Here is a 9,028-nt window from a genome sequence, read left to right as displayed (position 1 = left end):
GGCGCTGTTCGCCTCCCGGACCGGCCCGCCGCCCGCGGGGATGTAGGCGACGGCGTCCCCCAGCCCACTGGATCCAGTGCAGTGGGCCGACCCACGCACTCCACATGGAAGCGCTCCCGCAGAGAAGCGGGCAGAGCGCACGGGTGGGCGCACGGCCACACACCCGGAGCGCGGAGGAGGTGTGACAGGCGTCTCTGCGGACAACAATCTCGCCATACGGAACACCGCCCCTTAACGGTAGGGATGCGGCGAACTACGCTGTGTTTACGAATGCCGCGTGCTTATGCCTGCGCGGCGGCCGTCTGTGTGTCGAGGGGTGGCGCATGTCCAGGGAGCTACGCGGGCCGAACGAAAAACTCGGCACCGTTCTCGCCCTCGCGGGAATCAGCAACGCCGGACTGGCACGACGGGTCAACGACCTCGGTGCCCAGCGCGGCCTCACACTTCGCTACGACAAGACGTCGGTGGCACGGTGGGTCTCCAAGGGCATGGTGCCCCAGGGCGCCGCGCCCCATCTGATCGCGGCCGCGATAGGCGCGAAGCTCGGAAGGCCCGTACCGCTGCACGAAATCGGTCTGGCCGACGCCGATCCGGCCCCCGAGGTCGGGCTCGCCTTCCCGCGCGACGTGGGCGCCGCTGTACGCTCCGCGACCGAGCTGTACCGGCTGGATCTCGCCGGGCGCCGGGCCGGCGGCGGCATCTGGCAGTCCCTGGCCGGATCCTTCGCGGTCAGCGCCTACGCGACACCCGCCTCGCGCTGGCTGATAACCCCCGCCGACTCCTCGGTCGCGCGCGACGGGGTGCGGGATGCCGAGGAGGCGGCCGACACGCCGCCGCTGCGGGTCGGCCACAGCGATGTGGCCAAACTGCGGGAGGCGGCGGAGGACGCACGGCGCTGGGACTCCAAGTACGGGGGCGGGGACTGGCGTTCGTCCATGGTCCCGGAGTGCTTACGGGTCGACGCGGCGCCGCTGCTGCTCGGTTCGTACACGGACGAGGTGGGGCGCGGCCTGTTCGGCGCGACCGCCGAACTGACCCGTCTCGCCGGGTGGATGGCCTTCGACACGGGCCAGCAGGAGGCCGCGCAGAGGTACTACATCCAGGCGCTGCGGCTGGCGCGCGCCGCGGCCGATGTGCCGCTGGGCGGATATGTGCTCGCGTCGATGTCGCTGCAGGCCGTCTACCGCGGCTTCGGCGACGAAGGGGTCGACCTGGCGCAGGCGGCGGTCGAGCGCAACCGGGGGCTCGCGACCGCCCGGACGATGTCCTTCTTCCGGCTGGTCGAGGCACGGGCCCATGCGCGCGCCGGTGACTCGCCGGCCGCGGGCGCGGCCCTGAAGTCGGCCGAGGGCTGGCTGGAGCGCTCGCGCGCGGGCGACGCGGACCCGTCCTGGCTGGGCTTCTACTCGTACGACCGCTTCGCGGCGGATGCCGCCGAGTGCTACGCGGACCTGAAGGCCCCTCGCCAGGTGCGCCGCTTCACCGAGCAGGCGCTGTCGAAGCCGACCGAGGAGTTCGTGCGCTCGCACGGGCTGCGCCTGGTGGTCAGCGCGGTCGCCGAACTGGAGTCGGGGAATCTGGACGCGGCGTGCGCGGCGGGGACGCGGGCGGTGGAGGTCGCCGGGCGGATCTCCTCGGCGCGCACCACGGAGTACGTACGGGATCTGCTGCACCGTCTGGAGCCGTACGGGGACGAGCCGCGGGTAGTGGAGCTGCGGGAGAGGGCCCGTCCGCTGCTGGTCGCACCGGCGTGACCTGCGCCGCTCCCCGCACTGGTTTGAACGCATTGTCAGTGGGCCAGTGCACTATTCGGGTGGGAGGCGGTGCGGTGTGAGGTTCGACTGCGAGGTGCTGGTCGTCGGCGGCGGGATCGTCGGCCTGTCGACCGCCCATGCGCTGGCGCAGAGCGCGCCCGGGACACGGGTGACGGTTCTGGAGAAGGAAGCGGCCCCCGCGCTGCACCAGACCGGGCGCAACAGCGGGGTGATCCACAGCGGGGTGTACTACCGGCCGGGGTCGCTGAAGGCCCGGTTCGCGGTGCGCGGGGCGGCCGAGATGGTCAAGTTCTGCGCGGAGCACGGCATCCCGCACCAGGTGTGCGGAAAGCTGATCGTGGCGACGGAGCGGGACGAGCTGCCGCGGCTGCACGCCCTGGTCCAGCGGGGCCGGGAGAACGGGATCCCGGTGCGGGAGCTGGGTCCCGCACAGATCGCCGAGTACGAACCCGAGGTGCAGGGCCTGGCCGCGATCCATGTTTCCACGACGGGCATCGTCGACTACGGCACGGTGGCGGCGCACCTGGCGGAGATCTCGGGGGCGGAGATCAGATACGGCGCGGAGGTCGTGCAGATCTCGCGGCGCGACTCGGAGGGCGTCGCGGTCCGTACGGCTGACGGCACGGTGCTGCGGGCGAAGGCACTGGTCAACTGCGCGGGGCTGCACTGCGACCGGGTGGCGCGGCTGGCGGGCGACGACCCTGGGATGCGGATCGTGCCGTTCCGCGGGGAGTACTACGAGCTGGGGCGGCCGGAGCTGGTGCGGGGGCTGGTGTACCCGGTGCCGGATCCTGCTTTCCCGTTCCTCGGGGTGCATCTGACGCGGGGCATCGACGGGTCTGTCCATGTCGGGCCCAACGCGGTGCCGGCGCTGGCGCGGGAGGGGTACGGATGGGGGGACATCCGGGTCCGCGAGCTGGGCGGGACCCTGGCCTGGCCCGGCTCCTGGCGGGTCGCGCGGCGGCACTGGCGGTACGGGGCGGGTGAGCTGCACCGCTCGCTGTCCCGGCACGCGTTCACCGAGGCGGTGGCGAGGCTGCTGCCGGCCGTGTCGGAGTCTGATTTGCGGCGGGTGCCGGCGGGGGTGCGGGCGCAGGCTGTGCTGCGGGACGGGACGCTGGTGGACGACTTTCTGCTGCGGGAGGCTCCGCGGACTGTGCACGTACTGAACGCGCCTTCGCCTGCGGCGACTGCTTCGCTGCCTATTGGGCGTGAGGTGGCCAGGCGGGTGCTGGGGGCGCTGCGAGGCTGAGCTCCTCCCCGGGGGCGGAGCTCCAGCCCGCGCAGCGGGTTCTGGGGGCCCCGTAGGATTGGGGCATTGTGTCTGAGCCCCTGAAACCCGCCCCGTACATCCGCCCCAAGGGCGAGCCCCGCTTCCCCGGCGGCCCCGCCGCCGACCCGGCCGGGTCCCACCACGAGCGCCGCATCCGCAGCTTCCAGCCCCGGCGCAGCCGTGTCACCACCGGTCAGGCCGAGGCGCTGGAGCGGTTGTGGCCGCAGTGGGGCACGGACATCGACGGGCTGCGGACCCTCGACCTCGACGCGATGTTCGACGGGCTGCCCGTCGTCCTGGAGATCGGTTTCGGGATGGGCGAGGCCACCGCGCAGATGGCCGCCGACGACCCGGCCACCGGCATCCTGGCGACCGACGTCCACACCCCGGGCCAGGGCAACCTCCTCCGTCTCGCGGAGCAGAACGGGCTGTCCAACATCCGGGTGGCCAACGGCGACGCGATCATCCTGCTCCGCGAGATGCTGAAGCCCGACTCGCTGACCGGGCTGCGCGTGTACTTCCCCGACCCCTGGCCCAAGGCCCGCCACCACAAGCGCCGCCTGATCCAGCCGGAGTTCCTGGACCTGGCGGCGACGCGCCTCGCCCCCGGCGCCGTACTGCACTGCGCGACCGACTGGGAGCCGTACGCAGGGCAGATGCTCGAGGTGCTCACCGCGCACCCGGACTTCGTGAACACCCAGGAGGACGGCGGGTACGCGCCCCGGCCCGAATTCCGGCCGCTGACCCGCTTCGAGGGACAGGGTCTCGACAAAGGTCACGTCGTGCAGGATCTGCTGTTCCGCCGCAGGTAAGCAGGTAAGCCCCGGGCAAAACCGGGCACGACATCGCAGTTGTCACTGTCCCTCGTTAGGGTCAATGGGGTGTACGAGTCGAGCCCGCCCCAGCCACCGCACCCGGTGGTCCCGGCGTTCGAGGAGCAGCCGCTCTTCGACGCCGTGCCGGAGCGCGCCCACTGGCGGTATGCCCCGCGCCGCGATTTCTGGCGCAGCAAGGCGCTCCGCGCAGGTGTGGTGATCACGCTGCTCGCGCTCTCCGGTCTGGTGATCCTCGCGCTCGTACGGCAGCAGACCGGCACCGAGGGGTTCCTGGTGGGCCTGGGGCTCGCCGTGCTGCCCGTCCCGCTCCTGATCGCGGCCTTCCGCTGGCTGGACCGGGTCGATCCGGGGCCCTGGCGGAACCTGCTCTTCGTCTTCGCCTGGGGCGCCTTCGCGGCCGCCCTGGTGGCGATCATCGCGAACTCCTTCGCGACGCACTGGATAGCCACCGCCACCGCGGATCCGGCGAGCGCGGACACCCTGGGCGCCACGGTGATCGCGCCGATCGTCGAGGAGAGCGCCAAGGCGACGGCGATCCTGCTGATCTTCATCTTCCGCAGACGGAACTTCACCGGGATCGTCGACGGAGTGGTCTTCGCCGGCCTGACAGCGACCGGCTTCGCCTTCACCGAGAACATCCTCTATCTGGGCAGCGCCTTCGGCGAGGACCAGTCGATGGGCTTCTCGGGCTTCTCCTCGGTCACCGCGGCGACCTTCTTCGTACGGGTGGTGATGGCGCCCTTCGCGCACCCGCTCTTCACCGTGATGACCGGCATCGGCTTCGGTATCGCGGCGCTCGCCCCCCGCCACCGGCGGCTGCAGCGCTACGCGGTGCCGGTGTGCGGACTGCTCCTCGCCATGGGCATGCACGCCCTGTGGAACGGCTCGTCCCACTTCGGCGACTACGGCTTCTACATCGTCTACGGCGCTTTCATGCTCCCCGTCTTCGCCGCCCTGACCTGGCTGGCGATCTGGACCCGCCAGCGCGAGCTGCGCATGATCTCCGCCGAGCTCCCCGCGTACGCGGCGGCCGGCTGGCTCGGCCCGGCCGAGCCGCTGGCCCTCTCCTCGATGCGGGCCCGCACGATGGCCAGGGATTTCGCGGGGCGGATGTACGGGGGCAAGTCCGCGGCCAGGGCGGTCAGCGAGTACGAGGCCTTCGCGACGTCTCTCGCCTTTCTGCGCCACCGGGCCCACCAGGGTGCGGTGGGCCCGGACTTCCTGGCCCGCGAGCAGGAGCTCCTGCACCACCTCTGGCAGCGCAAGGAGATAGCCGAGCCTGCGCTGCTGTACGCGGCGCAGGCGACCGGCAGGATGCGGGTGCCGCCGCCGTACCAGTACTACGGCGGCTACAACCCGTACAGGCAGTACTAGGCGGAGGCGGCAGTCAGCGCCGCGACCTCGTCCTCGGTGAGCTTCAGTTCGGCCACCGCCGTCAGCGCGGGCAGCTGCTCGACCGTGCGCGCGGAGGCGATCGGCGCGGCCACGGCCGGCTGTGCGGCCACCCACGCCAGCGCCACCGTCGCGACCTCGGCGCCGTGCGCGGCGGCCACCTTGTCGAGCGCGTCGAGGACCTTCGGGCCCCGCTCGGTCTCCAGGTGCTTGCCCGCTCCCTGGGCCCGCGGGCTGTCCACGGTCGTGCCCGGGCGGTACTTGCCGGTGAGGAAGCCGGAGGCGAGCGCGTAGTACGGGACGGCCGCAAGACCGTGGCGGGCGGCGGTGTCCTGGAGTTCGCCCTCGTAGGTGTCCCGCGAGACCAGGCTGTAGTTCGGCTGCAGCGCGACGTACTTGGCCAGTCCCTCGCTCTCCGAGAAGGCGAGGGAGGCCTCAAGACGCTCGGCGGAGATGTTCGATGCGGCGATGGCGCGCACCTTGCCCTCCTTCACCAGCTGGTCGAGGGCGGTGATGATCTCTTCGACGGGCACGGACACATCGTCGAAGTGCGTGTAGAAGAGGTCGATGTGGTCGGTGCCGAGCCGCCGCAGGGACTCCTCGGCAGCCGCCTTGATGTTGGCGGGCGCGAGCCCCTTGTACTGGGGGTGCGCACCGATCTTGGTGGCGACGACGATCTCGGAGCGGTTGCCGCGCGAGGCGAGCCACTGGCCGATGATCGTCTCGGACTCGCCGCCCTCGTTGCCCGGGACCCACGCCGAGTAGGAGTCGGCGGTGTCGACGAAGTTGCCGCCCGCGGCGGTGTAGGCGTCGAGCACCGCGAAGGACTGCGCCTGGTCGGCGGTCCAGCCGAAGACGTTGCCGCCGAGGGCGAGCGGGAAGACGGAAAGGCCGGAGGACCCGAGCGTACGGAGAGAAGTCATGGATTGATCAACATCCCGTCCCGTCCCGCCTATTCCGGGTACGCCTTCCAGGTACGCCTTCCGGGTACGCCAAAACCGGCAGCCCTGGCGTCGGGGGGGGTGCCGCCAGGACTGCCGGTGTCTTGGGGTGCGGGATCAGGGGTTGATGCCGCGGGCCTGGAGCCAGGCCATCGGGTCGATCGGGTCGCCGCCGCCCGGACGCACCTCAAGGTGCAGATGCGGTCCTGTGACGTTGCCGGTGGCGCCGACGCGGCCGATGACGTCGCCCGTGGAGACCTTCTGCCCGGCGCTGACGTTCAGCGAGGACTGGTGGCAGAACCACAGCTCCGTACCGTCGTCGAGCAGCAGGACCGTGCGGTAGCCGTACGAGCCCGACCAGCCCGCCGACTTGACCGTGCCGCTGTGGACGGCCTTGATCGGGGTGCCCGTGGGGGCCGCGAAGTCGAGACCCGTGTGGTACCCGGATGACCACATCGAACCGGCGTCGCCGAAGTGCGAGGTGAGCGTGTACGAGGAGACGGGCAGCGCGAAGCTGGCGGCCAGCTTGGCGAGGCGCTCGGCCTCGGCCTTCTTCGCCGCCTCTTCCGCGGCCTTCTTCTTGGCGGCTGCGGCCTTGGCGTCGGCCGCATCCTGCTTCGTCTTCGCCTCGGCGGCGGCCTTGTCCGCTGCTGCCTTCTCGGCGACGGCCTGGGCCTTGGCGTCCGCGCCTGCCTGCTGCTGCTCGGCCTGCTGCAGTATCCGGGCGCGCAGCGTCTCGCCGGCGTCCGTGGTGCCATCGCCCGAGGAGTTGGCGGTGAGACCGGCGACGGAGAGAGGCGCCGTGTTCGTCTCCGTACCGGAGGCGTCCGAGGAGCCGTCGGACATGAATGCGCTCACGCCGGGCAGGGACTTGGCATCGGGCAGGTGGTCGGTGACCGAAGCCGGCAGATCGGGAAGGGAGATCGAGACCGGGGGCTTGCCCTCGGCGCTGGCTATGCCGCCGGCGCCGACCGCGGCGATGACGCCGACGCCCAACACCGTGGAGCTGCGGGCGAGTCCGCCGCGCTGCTTGGCGACGCGGTGCTTGCCGCGTACGGGACGGACGGAGTCCTCGGTGGGGTTCCACTCGTCCCAGGTCTCACCGCCACCGTTACCTCCGAAGCCGAAAGAGTCGGAGTCATTCGGGACATAAAGGGCTTCGGGGGCAGGGTTGTTGGACGCCACGTGGGCGTGCTCCTTTCCTTCCTTCTCGCCTACCGGGTTAGCTGACGGGTTCGGAGCAGGAAGGTCTCCTACGGGCCAGATTCAGCCCGATTCACCCCAATTGGTGGTTCCCCGGTTTCCATGCGGAATTCGGCGCGTGCGCACGGTGCCGTCTCTTGCGACGACTGGGACGACCGCGCTGCGTTATCGAACGTTAATAGACGCGGGGGCTGGATTCCAAGCTCTTCCGACTGATCGTTAACGCCTTTGGCCTGGACTTAATGGTGCACAGGCCCATAAATCAGGTCGACTTGACGACCCCGAACAAAACCCCGAGTTTCTGACGGTGTGTCAATTGTTATGGAGTCTCCCGTATGGGTCGCACTCCGACTACGTACCGTGCCTGACCTACGTACCGAGCTTGACCTACGTACCGTGCTTGACGATGTCCACGCTCAGCCGCCGCTCCGGCTGACCCTCCACCGGCCGCCCCACCGCGAGCAGCGCCATGTCGTCCGTCGACCCGCCCCCCGTGTGCAGCCGTACGTCGTCGGTCAGCGCGTCGAGGAGCGCGTCGGGCCCGGGGAAGATCCGCCCGCCCAGCCGCTCGCCCGGATCGTAGAAGACCCCGGCCTTGTTCCGCGCCTCCGAGAGACCGTCCGTGTAGAAGAGCAGCGTCGCCCCCTCCGGAAACGGCGAAGTGTCCGCACGATCGGGCCAACTCCCCAACTCCGCCATCCCCAGCGGCAGTGCGGGGCTGGAGGGCGCGAGCAGGTCCAGCGCCCCGTCGGCGTGCAGCAGCAGCGGCTCGGGATGCCCACGGTTCACCAGCCGTACGACACCGAGCCCCCGCGGGATCTCCGCCAGCACCGCCGTCGTGAACCCCTCGAAGGCATCGAGCCCGTCACGCCGCGTCCCCTCCCGCGTGAGCGCCCGCTCAAGGCGCTGCGCCACCCCTTGGAGCGTGGTCTCCTGCTCGGCCGCCTCCCGGAACGCCCCGATGACCACGGCCACCGCCTCGACGGCGTCGAGACCCTTCCCGCGTACGTCACCGACCACCAGCCGCACCCCGTACGGCGTGTCCTGTACGGCGAAGAGATCGCCCCCGATGAACGCGTCGGCCTGTGCGGCTTCGTACCGCGCCGCGATGTGCAGCCCGCCGATCCGGTCGGCGGGCACCGGCAGCACGGCGCGCTGGGCCGTCTCTGCGATGACGCGGGCGGAGGCGAGCTGTTCGCCGCTGCGGCGGATGACCCGGTTGATGAAGAGGGCGAGCGCGACCACCGTGATCACGGTGAACAGCTCGGTGAGCGCGACGACCGTCAGCGTCTGCTGGTTGTAGATCCGCAGACCGACGACCGAGACGATCGAGGCGATGCCGACCCGGAGCGTGGCGCCCGCCGTGAAGAACGGCGCGGCGATGAGGGGGGCTGCGGAGAAGAGGGGAGACGCGGTGTAGTTCGCCGGGGTCGCCAGGTCGAAGCCGATGCCGCCGAGGATCAGCAGCGCGGGCAGCACCCGAAGGAAGCGGGGTACCGCAACGCTCTCTCCTCGCCGCTGCCCCACCGTGGATCTCCTGCCCCTGCCCGGTCCGTACACGGCTGCGGACAGCCTGGGTGGGGCGCGGTACCGTCCGCAGCCGTGTAC

At 70.9% G+C, this 9,028-nt stretch carries 7 protein-coding genes and 1 riboswitch; of the genes, 4 read left to right on the top strand and 3 right to left on the bottom strand.

Annotation, left to right across the window (positions count from 1 at the left end; all coding sequences use genetic code 11):
- Nucleotides 1-323 precede the first annotated feature (323 nt).
- From J0695_RS23630 to J0695_RS23615, 4 genes are all read left to right on the top strand, one after another.
- Nucleotides 324-1,754, top strand: a complete 1,431-nt coding sequence (locus tag J0695_RS23630) for an NsdA family TPR-like regulatory protein (RefSeq protein ID WP_206964531.1) — start codon at nt 324-326, stop codon at nt 1,752-1,754.
- 76 nt (nt 1,755-1,830) lie between these two features.
- Complete coding sequence (lhgD, locus tag J0695_RS23625) at nt 1,831-3,027, top strand: L-2-hydroxyglutarate dehydrogenase (protein WP_307798732.1); 1,197 nt, start codon at nt 1,831-1,833, stop codon at nt 3,025-3,027.
- A 68-nt stretch (nt 3,028-3,095) separates the two neighbouring features.
- Nucleotides 3,096-3,860, top strand: coding sequence for a tRNA (guanosine(46)-N7)-methyltransferase TrmB (trmB, locus tag J0695_RS23620; protein WP_206964527.1), 765 nt, complete (start codon nt 3,096-3,098; stop codon nt 3,858-3,860).
- Between the two features lie 69 nt (nt 3,861-3,929).
- Nucleotides 3,930-5,258, top strand: coding sequence for a PrsW family intramembrane metalloprotease (locus J0695_RS23615; protein ID WP_206964525.1), 1,329 nt, complete (start codon nt 3,930-3,932; stop codon nt 5,256-5,258).
- Here J0695_RS23615 and J0695_RS23610 read toward each other — a convergent pair.
- The 3 genes from J0695_RS23610 to J0695_RS23600 all read right to left on the bottom strand — a co-directional run bounded on the left by J0695_RS23610 (nt 5,255) and on the right by J0695_RS23600 (nt 8,947).
- Entirely contained in the window at nt 5,255-6,199 is a 945-nt protein-coding gene (locus J0695_RS23610; protein WP_206964523.1) for an aldo/keto reductase, read from the bottom strand. The two genes, J0695_RS23615 and J0695_RS23610, sit on opposite strands and share 4 nt — an antisense overlap.
- Nucleotides 6,200-6,334: 135 nt before the next feature.
- Nucleotides 6,335-7,402: a M23 family metallopeptidase gene (locus J0695_RS23605; protein WP_206964520.1), complete on the bottom strand. Its 1,068-nt coding sequence runs from the start codon at nt 7,400-7,402 to the stop codon at nt 6,335-6,337.
- Nucleotides 7,403-7,413: 11 nt separating this feature from the next.
- Nucleotides 7,414-7,547: riboswitch (cyclic di-AMP (ydaO/yuaA leader) on the bottom strand.
- A gap of 260 nt (nt 7,548-7,807) precedes the next feature.
- On the bottom strand, nt 7,808-8,947 hold the full coding sequence (locus J0695_RS23600; protein WP_307798731.1) for a PP2C family protein-serine/threonine phosphatase: 1,140 nt from the start codon (nt 8,945-8,947) through the stop codon (nt 7,808-7,810).
- Between the last annotated feature and the right edge of the window lie 81 nt (nt 8,948-9,028).

The organism is Streptomyces beijiangensis (assembly GCF_017315755.1).
In the GTDB taxonomy this organism is placed as follows: Bacteria; Actinomycetota; Actinomycetes; order Streptomycetales; family Streptomycetaceae; genus Streptomyces; species Streptomyces beijiangensis.
Note: the sequence above shows the minus strand (reverse complement) of the source record. Positions and strands in the feature narration are given on the sequence as shown.